General features: G+C 71.6%; 19 protein-coding genes. 14 read left to right on the top strand and 5 right to left on the bottom strand.

Features of this window, described 5'->3' with window-relative positions; genetic code table 11:
- Nucleotides 1–72 precede the first annotated feature (72 nt).
- The 8 genes from I2501_RS40475 (at nucleotide 73) to I2501_RS02610 (ending at nucleotide 8,074) form a co-directional block, all read left to right on the top strand.
- Complete coding sequence (locus I2501_RS40475) at nucleotides 73–963, top strand: carbohydrate ABC transporter permease (RefSeq protein WP_215909180.1); 891 nt, start codon at nucleotides 73–75, stop codon at nucleotides 961–963.
- Between the two features lie 76 nt (nucleotides 964–1,039).
- Complete coding sequence (locus I2501_RS02640; RefSeq protein WP_215909179.1) at nucleotides 1,040–2,386, top strand: ABC transporter substrate-binding protein; 1,347 nt, start codon at nucleotides 1,040–1,042, stop codon at nucleotides 2,384–2,386.
- 8 nt (nucleotides 2,387–2,394) lie between these two features.
- On the top strand, nucleotides 2,395–3,423 hold the full coding sequence (locus I2501_RS02635) for a carbohydrate ABC transporter permease (protein WP_196192104.1): 1,029 nt from the start codon (nucleotides 2,395–2,397) through the stop codon (nucleotides 3,421–3,423).
- Nucleotides 3,424–3,592: 169 nt separating this feature from the next.
- The gene (locus I2501_RS02630; protein ID WP_196192103.1) at nucleotides 3,593–6,343 is read left to right on the top strand and encodes a PKD domain-containing protein; all 2,751 of its coding nucleotides are present in this window, start codon (nucleotides 3,593–3,595) and stop codon (nucleotides 6,341–6,343) included.
- A gap of 132 nt (nucleotides 6,344–6,475) precedes the next feature.
- A complete protein-coding gene (locus tag I2501_RS02625) occupies nucleotides 6,476–7,012 on the top strand; it encodes a GNAT family N-acetyltransferase (protein ID WP_328806158.1) in 537 nt (178 codons plus the stop codon).
- An 85-nt stretch (nucleotides 7,013–7,097) separates the two neighbouring features.
- The gene (locus tag I2501_RS02620) at nucleotides 7,098–7,331 is read left to right on the top strand and encodes a hypothetical protein (protein WP_215909178.1); all 234 of its coding nucleotides are present in this window, start codon (nucleotides 7,098–7,100) and stop codon (nucleotides 7,329–7,331) included.
- 3 nt (nucleotides 7,332–7,334) lie between these two features.
- Nucleotides 7,335–7,529 (top strand): hypothetical protein, encoded by a 195-nt coding sequence (locus I2501_RS02615; protein WP_196192102.1) that lies wholly within the window; start codon nucleotides 7,335–7,337, stop codon nucleotides 7,527–7,529.
- A gap of 101 nt (nucleotides 7,530–7,630) precedes the next feature.
- On the top strand, nucleotides 7,631–8,074 hold the full coding sequence (locus I2501_RS02610; protein WP_196192101.1) for a pyridoxamine 5'-phosphate oxidase family protein: 444 nt from the start codon (nucleotides 7,631–7,633) through the stop codon (nucleotides 8,072–8,074).
- A 29-nt stretch (nucleotides 8,075–8,103) separates the two neighbouring features.
- Here I2501_RS02610 and I2501_RS02605 read toward each other — a convergent pair whose 3' ends face one another.
- A complete protein-coding gene (locus I2501_RS02605; protein ID WP_196192100.1) occupies nucleotides 8,104–9,297 on the bottom strand; it encodes a beta-1,3-glucanase family protein in 1,194 nt (397 codons plus the stop codon).
- A gap of 187 nt (nucleotides 9,298–9,484) precedes the next feature.
- Entirely contained in the window at nucleotides 9,485–9,745 is a 261-nt protein-coding gene (locus tag I2501_RS02600) for a hypothetical protein (RefSeq protein WP_196192099.1), read from the bottom strand.
- A 167-nt stretch (nucleotides 9,746–9,912) separates the two neighbouring features.
- On the opposite strand from I2501_RS02600, the gene I2501_RS02595 reads away from it, so the two are divergent.
- From I2501_RS02595 to I2501_RS02585, 3 genes are all read left to right on the top strand, one after another.
- Nucleotides 9,913–11,055, top strand: a complete 1,143-nt coding sequence (locus tag I2501_RS02595; RefSeq protein WP_196192098.1) for a glycosyltransferase family 2 protein — start codon at nucleotides 9,913–9,915, stop codon at nucleotides 11,053–11,055.
- A 69-nt stretch (nucleotides 11,056–11,124) separates the two neighbouring features.
- Nucleotides 11,125–12,132, top strand: a complete 1,008-nt coding sequence (locus I2501_RS02590; protein WP_196192097.1) for a hypothetical protein — start codon at nucleotides 11,125–11,127, stop codon at nucleotides 12,130–12,132.
- A 145-nt stretch (nucleotides 12,133–12,277) separates the two neighbouring features.
- Nucleotides 12,278–13,492, top strand: a complete 1,215-nt coding sequence (locus I2501_RS02585; RefSeq protein ID WP_196192096.1) for a hypothetical protein — start codon at nucleotides 12,278–12,280, stop codon at nucleotides 13,490–13,492.
- Between the two features lie 60 nt (nucleotides 13,493–13,552).
- Here I2501_RS02585 and I2501_RS02580 read toward each other — a convergent pair whose 3' ends face one another.
- Nucleotides 13,553–16,108: a SpoIIE family protein phosphatase gene (locus I2501_RS02580; protein WP_196192095.1), complete on the bottom strand. Its 2,556-nt coding sequence runs from the start codon at nucleotides 16,106–16,108 to the stop codon at nucleotides 13,553–13,555.
- A gap of 167 nt (nucleotides 16,109–16,275) precedes the next feature.
- Here I2501_RS02580 and I2501_RS40470 point away from each other — a divergent pair, with 167 nt between their 5' ends.
- Nucleotides 16,276–17,037 (top strand): nuclear transport factor 2 family protein, encoded by a 762-nt coding sequence (locus I2501_RS40470; protein WP_196192094.1) that lies wholly within the window; start codon nucleotides 16,276–16,278, stop codon nucleotides 17,035–17,037.
- 48 nt (nucleotides 17,038–17,085) lie between these two features.
- On the opposite strand, the gene I2501_RS02570 is transcribed toward I2501_RS40470, so the two are convergent.
- Nucleotides 17,086–17,463: a DUF3099 domain-containing protein gene (locus I2501_RS02570; protein WP_196192093.1), complete on the bottom strand. Its 378-nt coding sequence runs from the start codon at nucleotides 17,461–17,463 to the stop codon at nucleotides 17,086–17,088.
- A gap of 573 nt (nucleotides 17,464–18,036) precedes the next feature.
- Here I2501_RS02570 and I2501_RS02565 point away from each other — a divergent pair.
- Nucleotides 18,037–18,945, top strand: a complete 909-nt coding sequence (locus tag I2501_RS02565; protein WP_196192092.1) for an SGNH/GDSL hydrolase family protein — start codon at nucleotides 18,037–18,039, stop codon at nucleotides 18,943–18,945.
- 39 nt (nucleotides 18,946–18,984) lie between these two features.
- Here I2501_RS02565 and I2501_RS02560 read toward each other — a convergent pair whose 3' ends face one another.
- Nucleotides 18,985–19,818: a M55 family metallopeptidase gene (locus I2501_RS02560; RefSeq protein WP_196192091.1), complete on the bottom strand. Its 834-nt coding sequence runs from the start codon at nucleotides 19,816–19,818 to the stop codon at nucleotides 18,985–18,987.
- Between I2501_RS02560 and lysA the strand changes: the two genes are divergently transcribed.
- Complete coding sequence (gene lysA, locus I2501_RS02555; protein ID WP_408022697.1) at nucleotides 19,817–21,253, top strand: diaminopimelate decarboxylase; 1,437 nt, start codon at nucleotides 19,817–19,819, stop codon at nucleotides 21,251–21,253. The two genes, I2501_RS02560 and lysA, sit on opposite strands and share 2 nt — an antisense overlap.
- Nucleotides 21,254–21,300 lie beyond the last annotated feature (47 nt).

Raw genomic sequence — 21,300 nt, 5'->3', positions numbered from 1 at the left:
TTTCTTCCATCGGTAACCTTCCGACAACCTTCGGAGATCGGGACCGAGCCCACGCACGGAAGGACCCTCATCGTGGCCGCCATCAACCAGACTTCCGGGGCCACCCGGCGTCCCGGACGCGCCTCCCGGCGCGGAGCCGGGAGAGCCGGCGCCGCACCCTTCGTCGGCCACACCGTGCTGGTGATCGCCTCCGCGATCGTGCTGGTGCCCCTGCTCTTCGTGGTCTACCTCTCCATCAAGGACATCCCCGGCATCCTCGGCACGCCGCTCTCCCTGCCGACCAAGGTCCACCTGGAGAACTACTCGCAGTCCTGGTCCGAGGGCGACCTCGGCCAGTTCCTGCTCAACACCCTGATCGTGGCGGGCGCGACGGTCGCGGTGATCCTGCTGGTGTCCTCGCTGGCCGCGTTCGTGATCTCGCGCTACCGCTTCCGCGGCAACCAACTGCTGTACCTCTTCTTCGTGTCGGGGCTGGCGCTGCCGATCCAGATCATCGCGCTGCCGATCTTCATCCTGATCGAGAACCTGCAACTGCTGAACACGCTCACCGCGCTGGTGCTGGTCTTCGCCTCGGGCGGTATCTCCTACAGCGTCTTCATCCTGGTCAACTACATGCGCTCGATCCCGTTCGAGCTGCAGGAAGCGGCCGTGATGGACGGCGCCGGACCGCTGCGGATCTACTGGCACGTCGTCCTGCCCCTGGTGCGCCCCGCCCTCGGCATCGTCGCCGTCTTCCAGTTCCTCACCGCCTGGAAGGAGTTCTTCCTCCCGCTGCTGCTGATCCAGGACCCGCAGAACATGACGGTCCCCGTCGGCATCCTGTCGTTCGTCGGCGAGCACACCACCGCCTGGCAGCTGCTGCTGGCCGGACTGGTGATCGTCTCCCTGCCCACGATCGTGGGATTCCTGCTGGTCGCACGGCAGTTCCGGCGCGGCCTGATGAGCGGCGGCGTGAAGATGTGACCCCCGCGCGCCTTCGCTGCCGCCCCGCCCCACTCCTTCTCCCCTGTTCCGGGTCCTCGAAAGGATGCACCCCCACATGACTTCCACCCCCGGCGCCCGCCGCCGCAGCCCGCGCACCACGGCAGCGTTGCTCTCGTGCGCGGTCACCGCCGCCACGCTCGGCCTCGCCGGTTGCGGCACCTCCGGCGCGTCCTCCGGCGAGCCGACCGTGACGGTGTGGTCCTGGCGTTCCCAGGACGCGCCGATGTGGCAGACCGTGCAGAACGACCTCAACAAGCAGGGCGTGAACGTCCGGATCAACTTCCGTGCCATCAGCGCGACGTCCTACGACTCGGTGCTCCAGACGGCGATGAACGGCGGCGCCGGACCGGACATCTTCTACGACCGCGCCGGCGAGGGCACCATGAAGTACGCAGCCGCCAAGCTGGCCGCGCCGCTGGACGGCAGCGTCGACACCTCGACCATCAGCAAGACCGCGCTGGCCGCCGCGCAGTACCAGGGCAAGACGTACGGCGTCCCGTTCGCCGTGCAGACGATGGAGCTCTACTACAACACCAAGCTGCTCTCCGACAACGGCGTGGCCGTGCCGCAGACCTGGCAGCAGCTGATGTCGGCCATGGGGCAGCTGAAGTCCAAGGGCGTCACGCCGATGTACGCGATGGGGGTGCAGCAGTGGCTGCTCGCCCTGCAGATCGACGCCATAGGGGCGTCCACGCTGGACGACGCCACGGCGCAGTCCATCACCGCCAAGCAGGCGAACTACGCCACGCCGCAGTTCGTCAACACACTCGCCTCCTTCCAGCAGCTCGCGCCGTACCTGGAGCAGAACTGGCAGGCCGTCGGTTCGGCGGGCAACGAGCAGGAGACGCAGTTCGCGCTCGGCAAGGCCGCGTTCATCATCGACGGCGGCTTCGACACGGCGACGATCAACCAGGTCGACCCGGCGCTGAAGTACGGCCAGATGCTGGTGCCCTCGCCGGACGGCAAGCAGGCGCGCGAGGACTGGTACACGGACGGCGACATCTCCCTCAACGCGAACATCAAGTCGTCCGCCGAGGCCGCCGCGGCGAAGAAGGTCGTCGCCTTCACCGCGACCAAGGCCTTCGGTGACGCCTTCACCCAGATCGCCGGGGAGATCTCACCGATCCAGGGCGTGCAGGTTCCCTCCAGCTACCCGCTGAGCGTGCAGGCCGCGCAGTGGTACCAGACGCAGAGCGTCAATCCGGTCTTCGGCATCCGCTCGCCCATGGACACCCCGCCGGTGAGCCCGACCGACATCAAGACCAAGTCCGCCACCACCGACCAGGGCATCTTCACCGCCGAGCAGAACGTCGCCGTGCCACTGCTGGAGAACAAGATCACGCCGCAGCAGGCCGCCGCGCAGATCGACTCGCAGCTCGCCTGGTACTTCGGCAAGAAGTGACGGACGCGATGGACGTTCCCACGACCGCCTCCGCCGACGCAGCGGTAGCGACCACCGAGGCGCCTGCCCACGCGCGTCCGGCCAAGGACGCGCCCCGGAGCGACGCAGGCCGCTCGGCCCGACGCCGCGCGGTGCGGCGTCAGCGCCTGGTACTCGCCGGGCTGGTGCTGCCATGCCTGGCGCTGTTCTCCGTCTTCGTCGTGTACCCGCTGGTCTCCGGTGTGCGGTACAGCTTCTACAACTGGGACGGCACCGGCCCGCTCAACGACTTCATCGGGCTGCGCAACTACACCTACACGCTCTTCGACTCCCAGTTCGCGCCGGAGTTCTGGCACGCCGTCGAGCACAACCTGTACTTCTTCGCCATCTCGATGGTGCTCACGCTGGTGGTCGGCATCGCGCTGGCCTACCTCCTGCTGCTCCAGAACGAGAAGGCGTCGCGGCGCTACTCGGTCATCCTGATGCTGCCGTTCACCCTGCCGCCGGTGGCCATCGCCTACGTGTGGACGGTCTACCTGGAACCCGACACCGGCGTGGTGTACAGCGTCCTGCACACGCTGCACCTGGACGCGCTGGCCGCGCCCTTCCTGGGCTCGCCGACGCTGGCGCTGCCCACCATCGCGGTGATCACGGCATGGGCCGGGATGGGCTTCCCGGTGCTGCTCTTCCTCGCCTCGCTGATGGACGTGCCGCAGGACATGCTGGACGCCGCCGCCCTCGACGGCGCCGGACGGTTCCGCACCCTGTGGTCGGTGCTGATCCCCGCGATCCGGCCGACCATCGTCATGGTCACCACGATGAACTTCATCGGCGCGTTCGGGACCTTCGACCTGATCTACATCCTCGAAGGCTCGCAGGCCGGGCCGAACTACTCCACTGACGTCCTCGGCACGCTGTTCTACCGCACGGGCTTCGGGGGCTTCGGCACCACCGCCCAGTCCATGGGCCTGGCCACGGCCCTGGCCCTGCTCGGCTTCGTCATCGTGGTCGCGGTCTCCGCGGTCCTGCTCCGCCTGCAGAAGCGCTTCGCCGACTGACCCCTTTTTTCCCGCCTTTCCCGCTGGAGGTATTCAGGTGCCCGCATTCCGCGCACTGGTGCGGTTCACGGTGGGAGCGGCGATGGTCGCGGTGGGTTGCATCACCACCGCGCCCGCCGCGACCGCTGATCCGTCGTCAGCGTCCGTGTCGACGCTGGAGCAAACGTTTGTGACAGGACGTCACCTACCGCCGGACGCCGTGGCGGGGGTGCGCGCCGGATCGATACGCACCGCGACCGACCCAGGGACCGGCACGCAGTGGGCGGAGGCCTCGTTCCTGCCCGCCACCCAGGGCGCGGCTGCGGTGCAGGCGTCGTTCCAGGACGGCGCGGGCACGGGGGTGTTCACCAGTGCCGACTCCGGGCGCAGTTGGCGACTGGTGGGCGAGGCCGGCCCGCTCGCGTGCGGCCTCGGACTCCCACAGGCGGTGCGCACCGCCTGGGGCCTGGCGGGTCCGGCCTGCGCCGCGCATACGGGCACCGCAGCCATGGCGAGAGCATCCACCGGCACCGACACCACCGCTGACGAAGGGATCGGCGGCTCGATCGCGCGGATCGCGCTCGGCCAGGTCGGCCTCGCCACCACCCCCGCGGTCACCTCCTTCAACGGCGTCGACTGCGACCCGTTCAGCACCCTGGACGGCGCCTTCTCGCCCAACTCCAATGGCTGCGGCTCCGACAGCCGCTTCGGCGTGGAGAACGAGAACGAGTCCTGGTGCTCCGACTTCGCCAAGTGGGCGTGGATGCAGGCGGGTGTCACCCAGGACGTCGACACCCTCAACGCGGGGTCCGTCTCCTTCTACGCCTGGGCGCTCCAGCACGGGCAGTCGCCGACGGTGGACGGCGGCACGGCCGCTCCGGGAGACGCGGTGGTGTTCTTCCCGCCGGGCCCGGTGAACGCGTCCCGCTTCGCCGACCACGTCGGCATCGTCTCCGCCGTGAACGCGGACGGCACGGTCGACCTGGTCGACGGCGACTTCCTCGGCCCGAACGGCATCACCGCCGAGTACGACACCCATGTGTCGCTGACCAGTTGGGCCGCCGGAGTGTGGGGCGCGGGCGAGCAGTGGGTGATCGTCCAGCCGCCCTCCACCCCGCAGGCATCGGCCCCGACCGTTTCGATCAGCGGGCCGCACACCGCCGTCGCGGGCGCGCAGGTCCACTTCGACGGGAACGCGGCGCAGGTGGGCGGCACGGTCACGCAGTTCTACTGGACCTTCGGCGACGGCCGCGACACCAATACCGCCACGCGGTCGGTCGACCACGTCTTCCCCGGCCCCGGCGTCTACACGGTCACCCTCACCGCGACCTCCAGCCTGGGCACCGCCACCGTCCGGACCTGGACCGTCGACGTGTCGGGCAGCTCCTCGACCGTCGTCGACGTCCCCGACCCCTCGCTGTGGTACTCCGCGCGCCTGGTCGACCAGTACCTGATCGCCCCGGCCGGGGACGGCACGCTGGCCGCCGAGACCTCGGACGGCGTGGACTGGCTGCGTCAGACCGTCCCCGGTCAGCCCTCGCCCGTGGTCCCCGCGCACGCACCGGCGGTCGCCTCGCTCGGCTGGTCCGACCCTGCGGCGGCGGACGCCCGTACCCCGCACGCCTTCTACCGCGCGGCCGACGGCACGCTCGCCGAGACGTCGCTCGGCAGCGGCGGCTGGACCACCACGACCCTCCCCGGCTCGCCGGCCCCGGGCAGCGCGATCGTCGCGGCGGTCGTGGACGGCGACGGGAACGCCGCCAAGGGCGGTTCGCTCACCCCGGAGGTCTTCTTCTACGCCGCCGACGGACGGCTCGCCGAAACGGTGGAGCACCAGGGTGATTGGACCACCTCCGAGCTCCCCGGCCCGCCCGTCCCCGGCGCGGCGCGCGGATCGCTGGCCATCGCCGCGACCGGCGGCACCGCCGTGGCGCTCTTCCGGCACGCGGGCGAGGGTGTGCTGACGGTCACTCAGAACACCTCCGGTGCCTGGACGAGCGAGCGAATCGGTTCGCGTTTCCCGATCGCCCACGACAGCGCGCTGTCTGCCGTGACGGAGGCCACCGGCCGGGTCGCCGCCTTCTACACCGACGCCCAGGGCCGCCTCACCGAGGCCACCTCGATTGGGCACGGCGGCTGGTCCGTCACCGAGCTGCCTGGCTCCCCGGCGGCCGGTACGCCGCTCACCGCGACCACTGCGCTGCTGCCGTCGGCCACCGCCGTCCCGGGCAGCACGGGTGCGACGGGCGTCGAGGTCTCCTACCTCACCGCCTCCGGGGCACCGGGCCTGACCGCCTGGGACGGCAGCAGTTGGTCCGCCGTCACGCTGCCCGGCACGGCCGACGGACTCGTCGGCGTGAGCGCCTATCCACAGTACGGCCACCCGCAGCAGGTGTTCATGACGCAGGGCTCCGGCCTTTCGGCGGCCACGAGCGCCACCCTGGGAGCCGCGCCGCCTGCGGACTGGACGCTGTCCGCCTTGCCGTCCCAGCCTTCGGTCTGGCCCGACGAGGTCCTGCTGTACGCGGCGACCCCGGCCGACGCCGCCACCGCCCAATCCGCCGCCGCAGCGGCCGGACTGCCCGCGAGCCAGGTGACCCGCTCCTTCGCCTCCGCCTGGGCGGCCGGACTGACGGGTCGTTACCTGGTGGTCGCGGTCGGCGCAGCCGCCACGGACGCCCTGTACTTCAACGTCTGCGGCTGGTCCAACCCCTCCGGCGAGGACCCCGGAGCCACCCCGTTCTACACCGTCGCCGGGCCTCTCTCCGGCCCTGCCCCAGCCGACTCCTTCGAGAACGCCGCGGCGGCGACCCCGGCCCAGTCCGCCGAACGCGCCACCGACCTGACCTACTTCACCGTCCACGGCACCCTCCCGCCAGGCGAGCCGACCCTCCCAGCCGCCGCCGCTCCCACGAGGACGTGCAGCGGAACCGTCTCCTGACCGAGCGGGTAGCCACCTCAGACCTGGCTGCCCGGGCTCTGAGCGCCGACCACCACCGGTCGGGTAGACACTGCGACGGCAAGGGAGCGTGGAGCAGCTGCGCGTCCTGGGTGTGGCGGCTGGGAGGCGAACGTGATCGACGTGCGGGTGCTGGACGGGGCGGAGACGACAGCGCTGGAGGACCAACTGCGCGAGGTGTTCGCAGAGGCGTTCGCAGAGCCGCCCTACGGCGAGGGGCCCGCTGACGTCGACCGAGCGTTCCGCCGCTTCCGCTCTCAGGCCCGCCGGAAGGGGTTCCGCGCGGCGGTCGCGTTCGACGGAGACAGGGTGGTCGGGATGGCGTACGGCTATCCCCTGTCGGCCTCGACCGGGTGGTGGGACACACTCGTCGAACACGTGGCAGCCGAGCTGCGCCTCGAGGACGGGACGCGGACGTTCGGGCTGTTCGAGTTGGCAGTGCGTCCGTCCTGGCGTCGCCAGGGAGTTGCGACAGCGATGCACCGCCGGCTCGTCGCGGGCCTGCCGAACGAGCGGGTCATGTTGAACACGCGGCCGGAGGCGACGGCGGCGCAGGCGGCATACCGTGCGTGGGGGTATCGGCGCGTCGGCGCTGCGGTCCCGTGGGACGGAGCGGCCGTCCACGACGTGATGGTCCTGGTTCTCGGCTGAGCGTCGTCCGGTCCGGGGGTCGCCCGGCGTCGCCGGCGCACCCGGACGGGATGCCGCACGGATCGGTCTGAGGCAGCCTGGAGGTATGACCGAGCCCTCGCACGCCAGCGCGCATCATCACGCGCACGTCGTCGTGCACCACGTTGTCGACGCCAACCCGCCCTACCGGCGCGTGGACATTCTCGGCGAGACCGTCGGCAAGGCGCACAACCTTCGGGACGTCGCCGAGTTCTGCCGCCGTGCCGGTATGGGCGGGCTCGACCTCGACTCGGAGGACATGGTCGAGTGGATCGGCGGCGGCTCCGACGTGTGGGAGTGACGCATGAAGCTCTCCTTCACCATCGCCAGGACCGACCCGGACGAGTGGACGCTCACACTGAACCGCGATGACACCGGCGAGCGGCTCTTCACCCTGGGCGGACTGCGCAGCGAGGCGGAGGCCCGGCACGCCGCGGAAGGCCTGCGGGCGGCCGTGAACACCGCCGCAGTGCTCCGCGTCGAGGATCTTGCGAAGTAGCCGGATTTCTTCCGAGCGACGGCGCGGCAGGGGCGCTCCCGGCTAGGGTCTGTTCCAGCCTGAGACCTCAGCAGTCAGCCCGCTCACAGGAGCCACCGACGATGCCCCGCACCCGCGCCGAGCGCCGCCAGGACACCCTGCACCGCCTCACCCACGACGTCGACCTCTGGGTGGCCACCGCGTCGCCGGACGGCGCGCCGTACCTCGTGCCGCTGTCGTTCGACTGGGACGGCGAACGGCTGCTGATCGCCACGGCGGCGGCCAGCCCCACCGGGCGGAACCTGGCCGCCACCGGGACCGTCCGGCTCGGGCTGGGACCCACGCGCGACGTCGTGATGGTCGAGGGGACGGTCGAGGTCCTCGACATCGACGGGCTGCCGAAGCCGGAGGCGGACCGGTTCGCCGCACGCTCCGGCTTCGACCCGCGCGACTCGGGCAGCTCGTTCCGCTGGTTCCGCATCTCCCCGCGCCGGATCCAGGCGTGGCGCGAGGAGGACGAGCTGCGTGACCGCGAGCTGTTCCGGGACGGTCACTGGCTGCACTGACCGGACCAGCCGACGGAACTGACGGTTCGTCAACTCCCCAGTGAGACCGTCCAGGACGTCGGCGCTGCGTCCTGGAGGTGTCCGTCGACCGGCGCGCTGCCGGTCGGGCCGACGTCGTCGTACGGGAACGCGTACCCGATGGACGCGTACTGGTGGACCAGGCGGGCGTAGTGGTTGGTGGTTGCGTCCGTGTAGTACTGCGCGGGCGTGACCCCGCTGGGCTGGTTCTCGCCCCCGGCCAGCAGCAGCGTGCTGCGGTTCAACGCGGCGGCAAGACGGGCGGCCACCGCGCCGCGGGCGTCTCCCCCCGAGTTGTACAGCGGCCCGCTGTTGCAGCTGAAGATGTCCGCCGCGCTCGGCACGGTGAACGCCACGCCGTCGTCGTTCAGTCCGGCGAAGCTGAGGACGCCGCCCGAGACCGTGCCGGAGAAGACGCCCAGGGACTGGGTGTCGACGGTCAGCGTCGTGCCCGCGAAGCGGTTCCAGACCTGGTCGAGGTAGGAGGTCCAGTAGTCGCCGAAGTCGACGGTGGAGTGGGTCGGGGCCATGACGCGCAGCACGGTGCCGCTGCTGTCGGTGGCCACCAGGGTGTCCCAGGGCGCGCCGTCGCTCGCGTGCTGGGCGACCAGCCCGGAGGCGATCGAGGAGAGCGCGCCGTTGGGCAACGGGCTGACGCTCTGGTTGCCGGCGCTCCCGGTGGACTGCATGGAGATCGGCGAGGCGACCAGGTCGACGTAGCTGATGTTGGCGTAGAGGTTGGCGCTGTTGTAGGTGAACTCGCAGAACGTCCAGTTCGTCTGCCAGTTGGGGTCCGAGGTGGTGAACCCCGGCTGGACCAGGCCGGGGACAGTGCCGGGGTTGACGAAGAACTGGATCTTCTGGCCGACCGAGAACCAGACACGCCCGCCGATCACGTACTCGGACAGCGGGACCGTGGTGGACGTGCCCGAGGGGCCGAGTGCGATGGAGTAGTCGGGTGCCGGCGTGAGGTTCGACGAGGGGCTGGGCAACTGCTGGAAGGATCCGTCCGCTGCGACGAATCCGGGCCAACCGGTGCTGTCCGAACCGGAGATGTAGGCGTAGACGGTGTCCGAGCCGGAGTTGTTCTGCAGCGTGAGCGGCAGGTTCGCGTCGGCTGCGGCGGGTGCGACAAGCCCCGGCAGCCAGGCCGGGGCGGTGAGTGCGGTCGCCGTGGCGGCGAGGAAGGTGCGTCGGGAGAGCATGAGTCACTCCAGGGGATGACCGGGCCCGCGTCCGCACGCGCGGAGGATTGGTGTAGACCTCAAGTCCACTCGACGAGAGTGTGGTCCACCGACGCGGACACGTCAATACTTGCGACCGCCGGGGCCGCAGGAACCCTTGGAGCATTCAGTTTCTGAACGCATGTCTGCCCGGGTGCGCGCTGGCCCGCTACGGCAGCCAGTTGTCGGCTGGGAGCTCGATCGGCATCTCGTCGGGCATCTCGCCTGGCATCGCGTCAGGCACCTCGGCCACCAGATCGTCCGGCATCCCGTCCGGCAGCTGGAAGTCGTCGCCATGGTCGTCCCACTCGTCGCGGTCGTCGCGGTCGTCGCGCAGCGGCGCGTCCCGCAGATCGTCCGGCTCCGCCAGCACCCGGAGGTCGTCGTCCGCCTCCGGCCCCCGGGACCTCGCCCATTCACTCTGCGCCATGGTCACTCCTTCTTCGTCGCTCGGGTCGCTGTCCGGCCAGCTCAGCAGGGCGGCCCACCCACCGCACGCCGGGCACGCCCGTTCGCGCGAGGCTCCGCCCGGACTTAGCGTGACCGTACGCGCACGGGGAGAACATTCTCCCGGGTCGGGAAAGGCGAGTGACCCCGATGGCTCCACGACTGTCCGTCGTCGTCCCGATCTACAACGTCGAGGACTACCTCCAGGAGTGCCTGGACTCGATCGCCGCCCAGACCCTGGACGCCTTCGAGTGCGTGATGGTCGACGACGGGTCCACCGACCGATCGGCCGCGATCGCGCAGGCGTACGCGGAGGCGGACCCGCGCTTCCGGTTGGTGCGGCAGGAGAACCGGGGACTCGGCGCGGCCAGGAACACCGGATGGCGCAACGTCAACGACCAGGCCGAGTACCTGGCCTTCATGGACAGCGACGACACCCTGCCGCCCGACGCCTACCGGCGCATGGTCGCGTCGCTCGACCGGACCGGGTCGGACTTCGCCGCCGGCAACGTGCTGCGGCTGACGGCCGACGGCTACGTCCCCTCCCGGGTCCACCAGGCCCCCTTCCGGCGGGACCAGGACGCCACCCACGTCACCCGCCTGCCCGCGCTGGTCCGCGACCGCACCGCGTGGAACAAGGTCTACCGCCGCCGCTTCTTCGCGGACGCCGGCCTGCTCTACCCGGAGGGCATGCTCTACGAGGACGCGCCGGTCAGCATCCCGCTGCACTTCCTGGCATCGGGCGTCGACGTCCTGCACGAACCGGTCTACCACTGGCGGATCCGCCAGGAGGGTCAGCTGTCGATCACCCAGAAGCGCACCGACCCGAAGGGACTGATCGACCGCGTGCGGTCCATCGAACTGGTCCGCGCCTGGCTGCTCGCCCGCGAGCACGACGACCGTGCCGATCGTGCCGATCGTGCTGCCCAGCTGCGTCTCTACGACACCAACACGCTGCGCGAGGAACTCCCGATGTTCTTCGCCTGGGTGTGCCGTGGGGACCACGCGTACCGCCGCGCCTACCAACGGCACGTCAGCCGCCTGCTCCGGGAGATCGGCCCCGAGCGCGTGGCGACGCTCAGTCCGCCGCTGCGGCTCAAGTACCGGCTGACCTTGGCGAACCGCATCACCGCGCTGACGCTCGTGCAACGGACGCAGCAGCACTACTGGCGGCTGCGGAGACGACTGACCGGCACCGCCGGGGTAAGAATCTCTCGGGCGCGAGGGCACGCCAATTCACCTCATTCGGAATACGGCGCTCCAAAGCGTCCCGCCCAGGGTCCGGCACTGTAAGAACAGGGCCGTGGCAGGGCTCTGACAACGGTTGACGCGTGGTCGGACACACCGCTCTCATGGTCACCCATGTCGACCTACCCGCCTCCCTACGGGCAGCCCGAAGATCCCTACGGGCAACCGCAGCAGGCGTACGGACAACCGCAACCGCCCTACGGGCAGCCGTGGCAGGCCCCGGCGCAGCCCGCCGCCGAGGCGTACGGGTACGAGTACCAGAACGAGTACGGGCAGGGTTACGGATACGGGTACGGCGACGCCCCTGCGGACGCGTACCAGTACCCCGCGCCGTACCCGGATCCGTACGCGCAGTCCCCTCTGCCGCCGCAGCCCCCGCAGCCGCAGGCCCAGCCGCAGCGGCAGGCGGCGCGGCGTCCGGCAGCGGATCCCTACGCCGAGCTCGGACGCCTCGACGAGGACTACCGGACGTCACCGGGCCTGCGGCCCCTGCGCTCCGAGGCGCCGGTCGACGCGGCCCAAGCCGCACCTGACGCCGAGCCCGAACCCCGGCGACGTCGCCGCTTCGGCTGCTGTCTCGGCGTTCTCGTGCTGCTCGTCGCCGCGGCGGGCGGCGCCTACGCCTACTTCGGTCCGATGCTGGCGAAGGTGGGCGCCTACCAGCTCGTCCCGCCGGGCTACTTCCAGGGCCTGGCCTCGGACCCGTCCAACGGGATGCTGGCGTCGCTCGGCACTGCGGATTCCGCGCTCCAGCAGGCGGGAGCCACGCCCGTCGCCGCCGCGTACGTCACCCATGTCGGCGACAAGCTCCCGCAGCTGGCCCTGTTCGGTGGTTACGGGAAGGTCTTCACGCCGGCCACGGAGGAGGCGGCGATCTGGAGCGGGATCGGCACCGTGAGCCAGAAGACGACCGAGCCGAGCGGATCCCTCGGGGGCGTGCTGCAGTGCGGCATGGGCCATGCGAACGGGGTCTGGATGCCCGTCTGTGCCTGGGCCGACAACAGCACCGTCGCGATGGTGATGTTCGTCGGCCAGGCGAGCCGGACGGACACCCCGCCGGACTTCACCGCTCTGAGCCAACGTGTCCTGGCACTGCGCTCCGTGGCCGAGGTCAAGAAGTAACGCGCTGACGGCGGTCGCCACCGGTTCACGCCGCCGGTCCTCGCTGAGCCCGCGACGTCGCCGACGCATTCTTGTCAGTCTTCTTTCCTAGACTGCGCTCGGGCGCGCACGACCGCGCCGGACCGCAGCACCTGGGAGCACACCGATGGAACGACCGACCGGCCGCGAACTACTCGCTCTGCGACGCCTGTTGCGCGACCCGGACGCACCGGGCCTGGAACGCTGGCCGGCCGCCAAGCGGCTCGGCACGGCCGGGGAGGCGGAGCAGGAGTTCGCCACCGAGCGGCTGTTGGAGCGGGACTTCCCGATGTCCGTCGCCTCGTACCTCGCCGAGGCGATGGCGGACTTCGCGCCCAGGTTCCAGGAGCAGTTGGCGGAGCGCCTTCGCGGCCCGGCCGCCGTGTCCGGGGAGTTCGACGAGGACCGGATTTGGGCTGCGGAGGCCCTCGCCGCCCTGGGCGCGGACTACCGCGACGAGGGCGTCGCCGCCCTGCGCGCCGCCATCGCCGACCCTCAGCAGGGAAGGTGGCAGACGACCCGGGTCGCTCAGCTGCGCTGGATGGCCGCCGTGGCACTGGCCGATACGGACCCCTCCCTTCGGGACGAGGCCGCGGCGGTCGTCCACCAGGACGACATCGCCCACGACACCTGGGAGAACGAGCTGGCCCGGGCCACCCACCTGCGCGACATCGGCGGCGCACCCGCCGAGGAGGGCACCCGGATGCTGCTGGCGATGCGGGAGGAGGTGGACGAGGAGTTCCGCTACGACGTGGAGGAGGCCCTGGGCTTGCACGACGACGAAGCCGACGCCGCGTCAGGAACCGTCACTGCCACGGCACCCGTGCTGACGCAGGCGCAGGCCGACGTCCGTCGCGCGCTGGAGGGTCTCACCGCGCTCGGCGTGCCGAGTCTGGCCGAGCAGTTCGACGCCGACCTCGCCGCATCCGCGCCCGACCGGGCTGACCAGCTCACCGACCGCTACCGTGCCTACGTCGCCTGTACCACCGCGCCCGAGGCGACGGCAGCGCTGGCCATGACCGTGCCGGAGTCGGCCGTTGAACTGACCGCGAAGCTTGCGGGAGGCCGTGGCCCCAGGACCTTCGTCGCCCTCTCCGACGCCGCCGAGCCGCAGCTTCGGGAGTCCAGCGACCACGAGTCGCGGGTGGTCGACGCGCTCTGCCGCGAGCTGGAGTGGGGTCCACGCCAGGGTCTGCACCGCCCCGAGCGCGGCGAACGGACCGAGGACTACGTGCTCGCCGTCGGCGAGCACGAGGGCGTCCACCGCCGGGTCACCCTCGTCTACCGGTTCCACCCGGAGCTCGACGCGGTGCTGGTGCTCTGGTTGCTCGTCGGGCCCTGACCGTTCCACGCGGCGCTGGCCATGCCGCGCGGCCCTGACCGGTCCTCGCGCGCCGGCCGCTCAGTCGGCGAGCGCGGCGAGCAGCAGCGCCACGTCGTCCGCGCGGTGGGACGGGGGCACCATGTCCGCGAGGAGCCGTTCCGCGACCTCCTCCAGGGAGGCGGCGTCGTCCGCGCGTTCGAGCGAGCTGCGCAACCGGTCGATGCCCTGGTCGATCGGCGTTCCCGGCCGCTCGACCAACCCGTCGGTGTAGAGGGCCAGCACCGACCCGGGGGGCAGCGTCAACTCCTCGGCGGGGTAGGCGGCGGAGGGGTCGACGCCGAGCAGCACCCCGCCACCGAGTTCGAGGACGTGCGTGCTGCCGTCCGGATGCCGCAGCAGCGGCGGCAGATGGCCCGCGCGCACGCCGGACGCACGCCCGGAGGCGGGGTCGAGCTCGATCAGGCAGCAGCTCGCCAGCAACCCCGAACCGAGGTCGAGCAGCAGGCGGTTGAGATGCTCGAGCACCTCGCCCGGCGGGTGGCCGCTCGCCACGAACGCCCGTACCGCGCTCCGCAGTTGGCCCATCAGCCCGGCCGACGCCACGCTGTGCCCCTCGACGTCGCCGACCACCAGGCAGAGCCCGCCCGGGGTGACGATCACGTCGTACCAGTCCCCGCCGATCTCCATGCCACGGGTGCCGGGCAGGTACCGGGCCGCGACGGAGACGCCCTCCAGCCGGGGCAGCGCGTGCGGGAGCAGGGCCCGCTGGAGTCCCCGGGCCAGCGCGTATTCCGCGTCGTACAGCCGGGCCCGCTCCAGGGCCTGGGCGATCAGCCCGCCCAGCGCGGTCAGCACGCCGCGCTCCTCGGAGGTGAAGGGATGCGGCTCGTCGAACCCCAGGATGCAGCTGCCGACCGGGCGCCCCGAGGCGATCAGCGGGAGGAAGGCCCAGGCGCACATCTCGTCCAGGGGAATGCCGGGATAGGCGCTGGACAGCTCGTCGGCGGAGGCGAAGAAGATCGGGGCGCCGCTGGTGAGCGTCTCCGCGCCGGGCAGCCGGGCCCGCATCGGGGTGCCCTCGAACGGGTCCAGAAAGCCCTTGGGGTAGCCGACCTGCAGCGCGAGGTGCAGCCGGCCGTCCGCCGCCACGTAGATGGCGAGCTCCTGGCCGCCGAACGCGGGCAGGAGCTGCTCGGCCACGACCTCGCAGACCTCGCGCACCGACACCGCCTCGGCGAGGGCGCTCGCCAGCCGTAGCAGGTGGTAGATGGCGGTGGCGCCCGCGCCCGGCCCCGGTGGGGCGTCCTCCCCCACCGCCCCGGCTACGGCGGCGCTCTCGGAGCCGGGGACGTCGTCCCCGGCGGGGTTCGTTCCCGGGACGACCGTCCCGGTCATGCCGTGCGCGTCCGGGTACAGGCTGAAGGCCAGCCAGCGGTCCGGCGGGCGACGGGCGAGGAAGGCGGTCGGCTGCCGGGAGATCACCGCGGCCCGATGGCGGTCCTCGTGGGCGGGGTCGGCCAGCCACGGAAGCGCCTCCCACAGCCGTTCGCCGAGGAGCTCCCCGCGCGGGACCCCGAAGAGGAGCTCGGCGCCCAGGTTCGCGTAGTCGAACCGCCCGTCCGGATCGAGGGAGAAGACGCCCCTGCGCAGCCGCTCCACCGCCTGCGCGGCTGCCGCGGCGGTGCCGACGTCCAGCACCGCACCCGTCAGATGCCGCCCGGCGGAACCGCCGCCGTCCCGGACGTCGGCCCAGACCTGGATCGTGCGGGTGCGCTTGGTGTCGTCCGTGATCCGCAGGCGCAACGGCCGGAAGCGACCGGTGCGTTCGGCATGGCGCAGCGCGGTCCGCAGCTTGGGCAGGTCGCCCGGGTCGATCGCCTCGACGAGCTCCAGCGCCGCCCGTCCTGGCCCCGGCTCCGCGACGGACCCCTCGGGAGCTTCCCTGACACTCGCCGACGGTTCGAACCCGAAGATCGCGCGCAGCTCGTCGTCGAGCGTGATCGCCCGCGTCTGCAGATCCAGGTCGAAGAGGCCCAACCGGATGGCGGGGCCTGGCGGCCACGGGAGTTCCAGGACGCTGCCCCGGCCCTCGACCGTCCCGCCCTCCGCGACCAGCTCCCCGAGACCCGCGCCGAGCCGCTGCGCGCCCTGCCGCAGCTTGCGCAGGACCGCCGCGGGCACACCCTCCGGCATGGCGGGCCACAGCGCGCACAGCACGCCGTAGGTCTCCTCCCCGTAGGTCACCGGCGCGTACGCGGACGCGAAGGCGTAGGGCAGGCCCGCCAGCAGCTGCGGGAACCGCCGCATGGTGTCCTCGGCCCCGGCCAGGTGCACCGTCCGCCGGGAGCGGTAGGCCAGCGGCCCGGGCAGCGAGCCCTGCACGGAGACCCGCCGGAACGGCTCCAGCGCGCCCACCGGGACTCCGGCCGCCGTGCTGAGGACCAGGGCGCGCCGGTCGTGGGAGCGCAGGTAGATCATGGCGCCGTAGGCGCCGGTTCTGGTGAGCGTGCGCTCCAACGCGTCGACCTGGAGATCGTCGCAGCGGGCGGCGTCCGGGACGAGGCCTCCCGTGCCGGTCGGCGGCTGTCCCGATCCGGCCGTGCGGTGTGGCCGGTTCCGCCCACCTGGGTGCATCTCTTCTCTGTACGCTCGCCCACCCCACCTGTCAAGGCGAAACCGCAGGTCGCGACTGCGCGCCGCAGCGTGGCGGGACCGAGCCTTGACGGCCGCAACGGGGTGGTATGCAGTGGAAGGGCGACAGGGACATACCCGGACGAGAAATGACAAAAGGTGAGCAACCGATGAGCACCATGGAGAGCACACCGATCTTCGACACCGACGCCCTACGCCGGGGCATCGAGGGGCGTGACGTCTCCGCCCTGCGCGGCCTGTACGCGGACGACGCGCACATGACCGTCGTCGACCAGCGCGACCAGCCGAGCCACCCCCACGAGATGACCGGGACCACCGCGATCGGCGAGTTCCTCGACGACGTGTGCAGCCGGGACATGGAGCACCGGCTCGAACAGGTCGTCGTCTCCGCCGACGGCAGCCACGCGGCCTACCTGGAGCAGTGCCGCTACCCGGACGGCACCCGGGTGACCTCCACGTCCATGCTCGACCTGCGGGACGGGCGCATCGCCGCGCAGACCAGCGTGCAGGCCTGGGACGAGGCGACCGCGGCGCAGCCCATGACGCAACCCATGCAGAGCGAGCACATGGACTTCGCGGTCCCCGACGAGATCCGCACCTTCCCGCACGGGCGGGCGGAGATCCTCACCATGGGCGGCGGCGTGGTCGGCCGCTTCACGCTCGAACCCGGCTGGCGCTGGTCCCAGGACGTGAAGCCCCTGGCCGGCACCGAGTGGTGCGAGGCCGCCCACTTCGGCTACCACCTGTCGGGAACCCTGCACGTGCGCATGGCCGACGGGACCGAGTTCGACGCGCAGGCCGGCGACGTCGCCATGGTGGCCCCGGGCCACGACGCGTGGGTGGTCGGCGACGAGCCGGTCACGCTCGTCGACTGGCAGGGCGCGGTCCACTACGCCGAGAAGCAGGACTAGAACCGAGAAGCTGGACGAAGCAGGACTGGAACCAGGCCCCGGAACCGCCTAGAACCCGTCGCGCGGCGCGTCGGAGGGGCGGTCCGGGGACGGTCCGGGCTGCCCCGGCCCCTCCCCCTCGCTCTCCGGCGGCGGTCCGGGCTGGTGCGGGATGTAGGCCTCGGGCGGCTCGACGGTGGTCTCCCGTCCGGCGTTGGCGTACACCACCGCGATGTACGGCAGTACGCCGCCGCAGACGAGGGCGATGATCGCGGCGATCCGGCTCTCCTGCCACAGCACGACGGCGAGGATGACGCAGATGGTGCGGATTCCCATGGTCAGGGCATACCGGCGCTGCCGATGGCGGATGTCGTCGGTCACGCTCGCGCGTGCGTCGGTGATCCGCACGACCGGATGCCGGTGATGCCTGTGCAGCGGGAAGTCCATGGCCTCGACTCCTGTGGCTCCTCGCTCCATGGTAGGTCGCCGAGCCGTCCGTACACGATCACCGGGCCGCCCAACGGGTGACCGGTGCCGCGCGCCCGGGCGGGATCAGCCGGAATCAGCCGTGGACCATGTGGCCGCCGAGCAGGGTGCGGTCCGCCAGCAGGGCCCTGAGCGCCTCGTCCGGGAGCGTGAACGGGTCCTGCGGCCAGACCGTGAGGTCCGCGAGGCGGCCCGGGGAGGACCAGAGCGGTCCGCACGCCGGCTTCCAGCAGTTCCAGCTCCAGTAGCGAGCGCGGACAGATCCGCGACCAGCACTGCGGCCGCTCCCCCGCGCACCCCGCGCGGGTGGGCGGCCGCACGCGTGAGCGGCGCTGCCATCGTCCCCGCCGACCGCCGCCCGTCCCCGCCGGATCCGGACACGGGATCGCGGCACGCCTCTTGCTCTCTGACGACGACGGAGCTACGTTTCCCGCGGGTAACTTAGCGGAAACGCCGACGACACATGCCCGCTGACGTGTCGCCATCTGATTCTCTCCCTGTCACGGCCCCACCCCGGTTCAAGGAGATCCCCGCATGCCGCTCCGTGTGCTCCGTGTGCCCCGTGTCCGCAGCGTCCGATCGCGGCGTCTCGCCGCGGCCACCGCCGCCGTCACCGCTCTGACCAGCCTCTGCCTCGCGCTCCCCGCGCAGGCGCAGGCGGACTCGACAGTCAACTACGTCGCGCTGGGCGACAGTTACAGCGCCGGGTCGGGAATCCTGCCGCTCGACACCAGCGCTCCGCTGGAGTGCGCGCGCTCGACGCTCAACTACCCGCACGACCTGGCCGCGAGACTCGGGCTCGACCTGACCGACGTCACCTGCGGCGGAGCCGAGACCAAGGACTTCAGCGGCTCCCAGTACCCGGGCGTCGCACCGCAGTTGGACGCGCTGAACGCCGACACCGGTCTGGTCACCATGACCATCGGCGGCAACGACAACAACACCTTCATCGACGCGATCCTCGCCTGCGGCTCCGCGGGCATCGCCACGCTGGGCATCGGGCACCCGTGCCAGAGCCTGTACGGGTCGAGCTTCGACAACACCATCGACACCACCACGTACGCGAACCTCGACGCCGCGCTGGCCGCCGTCAAGGCCAAGGCCCCCAACGCGCAGATCGCCATCGTCGGCTACCCGTGGATCGTCCCGGCCCAGGCCGTTCCCGGGTGCTACGCCAAGATGCCGCTCGCGTCCGGCGACATCCCCTACCTGCGCGACATCGAGGCCCACCTCAACGCCGCCGTCCAGCGCGCCGCCGCGGACAACGGCGTGACCTACGTCGACATGTCCACCGTCTCCGACGGCCACGACGCGTGCGAGCCGGTCGGCACCCGGTGGATCGAGCCGCTGCTGTTCGGTACCAACTACGTGCCGGTGCACCCCAACGCGACGGGCGAGGCCGCGATGGCCGACCAGGTCGCCGGCACGCTCGGGCTGGGCTGAGCCGCAGCGGCTGAGCAGCAGCTGACCCGCAGCGCGGGTTCAGCCGTAGGCGTTCTCGATCGCGGCGGCGGCGACGGTCACCACGGTTCTGAAGGTACGGATCATCGCGTACGCGGTGTCCGTGGTGAACGCGACCCGGCGGACGTCCGTCCGCCGGACCGTCGGCACCCCGGCGGTCGCCGCCGCCAGGTGGCTGGCGTCGAACTCGACCTCGACCTCGAAGCTGCGCCCGGTGACCGGCTCGGCCCTGACGCAGAGCCGCGCGGCCTGCTGAGCCGCCGCGCGGATCTGATCGAAGGTCACGGCGGGTGGACGGCAGACCGCCGCGTAGCGGCTGACGCAGTCCTTCACGGCCGCCGTGACGGCGTCGGGGGCGTAGGACACGGCGTCCGCGCAGGCTCGGTCGTCACCCGTGACCAGCACGACCGGGACGCCGAACTCGGCGGCCACCAGCGAGTTCAGGTACCCCTCGCTGGCCGGGACCCCGTCGACGGTGACCCCGGTGATCGAGTTTGCCAGGTAGGTGTGCGCGAGGACCCCGTCCGCCCCGGCGCCGGCGTGGTAGCCGACGAAGGCGACGGCCGAGACGTCGGGGTGCTGGACGCCCTCGACCATGGTGAGGTCCTTGTGACGGCCCGTCAGCATCTCGGCGCGCGGGTCGAGCTCCTCCAGCAGCAGGTTGCGCATCGTCGCGTGGGCCTCGTTGACCAGCACGGAGGTCGCGCCGCCGTCGAAGAAGCCCGCGATCGCGGCGTTGACGTCCGAGGTGAACAGGGTCCGGCAGCGCTGCCAGGCGGGGTTTCCCGGTTCGCAGTCGTCGGGCCAGGTGACGCCGGTGGCGCCTTCCATGTCCGCCGAGATCAGCACGCGCATGGCGTCTCCCGTCCTCACTCGATCGCAGACCCACTCCTTCACCGACTCGGAGTCTGCCAGGCCTCGGTGCCCGGCAGGGTCCTGCTCGACGGAAGTACGCCTGAGCATCCACTTCCTCGACGCTCCCCCGGTCCGGGCAGGGTCGAAGCCTAGCGTCGGCGTCATGGGCAGCAACAAGGTGATGGACCAGGTGTGGCCGCTGCGGGCGCAGTGGGCCGACGGGGAGCTTCGGCTCGGCGGATTCGACGTCACGCAGCTGGCGGCGACGTTCGGGACGCCGGTCTACGTACTCGACGAGGACGACTTCCGCGCCCGCTGCGCGGCCTGGACGACCGCCTTCCCCGACGCGGACGTCCACTACGGCGGCAAGGCGTTCCTCGCTCCGGCGGTGGTCGGCTGGCTGCGGGAGCTGGGCCTGTCGCTGGACGTGTGCAGCGGCGGCGAGTTGGCCGTCGCGCAGCGCGGCGGGATGCCGCCCGAGCGGGTCGTCTTCCACGGCAACAACAAGTCCGTCGCAGAAATCGAACGCGCCGTCGGGTGGGGCATCGGCTGCCTCGTGCTGGACTCGTTCGACGAGGTGGAGCGGGTGGCCCGGGCCGCCCGCGGGTGCGGGATCCGGCAGGCCGTCATGGTCCGGGTCAAACCCGGCGTGGACGCGGCCACTCATGCCGCCTGGGCGACGGGCGGGGAGGGGACCAAGTTCGGCCTGTCGATGGCCTCCGGCGAGGCCGCGGAGGCGGTCCGCCGGGTGCTGGCCGAACCCTCGCTGGAGCTGGTCGGGCTGCACTCGCACATCGGCTCGCAGATCTTCGACCTCGGGTCCTTCGGCACCGCCGCTGAGCGGATGGTGGCCTTCCTGCGGGCGGTGGAGCACGAGCACGGCGTGGCGATCGGCAGGCTGGACCTGGGCGGCGGGCTGGGCGTGCACTACCTGCCGGGTGAGAAGGAGGCCCCGACCCCCGCCCAACTGGCCGAGGTGCTACGGGCGGTGGTGCCCGAGGACGTGCAACTCGCCCTGGAGCCGGGCCGGTCGATCGTCGCGCCGACCACCGTCGCGCTCTACCAGGTCGGCACGGTCAAGGGCCGCTACCTGAGCGTGGACGGCGGAATGAGCGACAACCCGCGTCCGGCCACCTACGGCTCCGCCTACACCGCCGTCCTCGCCTCACGGACGAGCGACGCCCTACCGGCGGACTTCACCGTGGTCGGAAAGCACTGCGAGACCGGCGACATCCTGGTCGACGGGATCGACCTGCCCGGGGACGTGCGTCCCGGCGACCTGATCGCGATCCCCTGCTCGGGCGCGTACCAACGCTCGGCGGCGAGCAACTACAACCAGGTGCCCCGGCCGCCGGTGGTCTCCGTCCGGGACGGCGTGGCACGCGAGATCGTGCGCCGCGAGACGGAGGAGGACCTGCTCCGCCTGTTCGTCTGAACGACGCCGATCCGCCCGCCACCAGGGGTCCGGTGGCGGGCGGATCG

The sequence above is a fragment of the Streptacidiphilus fuscans genome, from assembly GCF_015690355.1.
Taxonomy (GTDB): Bacteria; Actinomycetota; Actinomycetes; order Streptomycetales; family Streptomycetaceae; genus Streptacidiphilus; species Streptacidiphilus fuscans.
This window is presented reverse-complemented; position numbering and strand designations above follow the sequence as displayed.

Coding starts and splice junctions, on each gene's coding strand:
- I2501_RS02640 (WP_215909179.1), top strand. CDS start 1,040: ATGACTTCCACCCCCGGCGCCCGCCGCCGCAGCCCGCGCACCACGGCA.
- I2501_RS02635 (WP_196192104.1), top strand. CDS start 2,395: ATGGACGTTCCCACGACCGCCTCCGCCGACGCAGCGGTAGCGACCACC.
- I2501_RS02620 (WP_215909178.1), top strand. CDS start 7,098: ATGACCGAGCCCTCGCACGCCAGCGCGCATCATCACGCGCACGTCGTC.
- I2501_RS02615 (WP_196192102.1), top strand. CDS start 7,335: ATGAAGCTCTCCTTCACCATCGCCAGGACCGACCCGGACGAGTGGACG.
- I2501_RS02610 (WP_196192101.1), top strand. CDS start 7,631: ATGCCCCGCACCCGCGCCGAGCGCCGCCAGGACACCCTGCACCGCCTC.
- I2501_RS02605 (WP_196192100.1), bottom strand. CDS start 9,297: ATGCTCTCCCGACGCACCTTCCTCGCCGCCACGGCGACCGCACTCACC.
- I2501_RS02600 (WP_196192099.1), bottom strand. CDS start 9,745: ATGGCGCAGAGTGAATGGGCGAGGTCCCGGGGGCCGGAGGCGGACGAC.
- I2501_RS02595 (WP_196192098.1), top strand. CDS start 9,913: ATGGCTCCACGACTGTCCGTCGTCGTCCCGATCTACAACGTCGAGGAC.
- I2501_RS02590 (WP_196192097.1), top strand. CDS start 11,125: ATGTCGACCTACCCGCCTCCCTACGGGCAGCCCGAAGATCCCTACGGG.
- I2501_RS02585 (WP_196192096.1), top strand. CDS start 12,278: ATGGAACGACCGACCGGCCGCGAACTACTCGCTCTGCGACGCCTGTTG.
- I2501_RS02580 (WP_196192095.1), bottom strand. CDS start 16,108: ATGCACCCAGGTGGGCGGAACCGGCCACACCGCACGGCCGGATCGGGA.
- I2501_RS40470 (WP_196192094.1), top strand. CDS start 16,276: ATGAGCACCATGGAGAGCACACCGATCTTCGACACCGACGCCCTACGC.
- I2501_RS02570 (WP_196192093.1), bottom strand. CDS start 17,463: ATGGACTTCCCGCTGCACAGGCATCACCGGCATCCGGTCGTGCGGATC.
- I2501_RS02565 (WP_196192092.1), top strand. CDS start 18,037: ATGCCGCTCCGTGTGCTCCGTGTGCCCCGTGTCCGCAGCGTCCGATCG.
- lysA (WP_408022697.1), top strand. CDS start 19,817: ATGGCGTCTCCCGTCCTCACTCGATCGCAGACCCACTCCTTCACCGAC.
- I2501_RS02560 (WP_196192091.1), bottom strand. CDS start 19,818: ATGCGCGTGCTGATCTCGGCGGACATGGAAGGCGCCACCGGCGTCACC.